Annotated in this window: 1 protein-coding gene; it reads left to right on the top strand. The window is 36.4% G+C overall.

The window, feature by feature from the left end:
• Positions 1-111: 111 nt before the first annotated feature.
• The coding region (locus SB658_RS24750; RefSeq protein ID WP_410603044.1) for a LacI family DNA-binding transcriptional regulator at positions 112-264 on the top strand (153 nt) is incomplete at its 3' end.

The following is a 264-nucleotide window of genomic DNA, read 5'->3' as shown; positions in this document are numbered from 1 at the left end:
GTATTACAAGATAGAATCAATGAAAGTTTATGACTTCTCCTATTACTTGCAACGGGTGCAAGATTAAAATATATAACAAAATGGCAGAGAAGTGAGAGGAGGGGGATTTTTATGACAGTTACAATTAAAGATGTGGCGAAGAAGGCAAATGTAGCACCATCTACCGTTTCTCGTGTAATTGCTGATAATCCAAGTATAAGTGAAAAAACAAAGCGTCGTGTTCGGAAAGTAATGAGTGAACTAGGGTATCATCCCAATTTAAAC

Source organism: Bacillus sp. SIMBA_008 (assembly GCF_046535495.1).
Classification (GTDB): Bacteria; Bacillota; Bacilli; order Bacillales; family Bacillaceae; genus Bacillus; species Bacillus subtilis.
The sequence above is the reverse complement of the archived record's forward strand: the minus strand, read 5'-3'. Positions and strand labels throughout refer to the sequence as shown.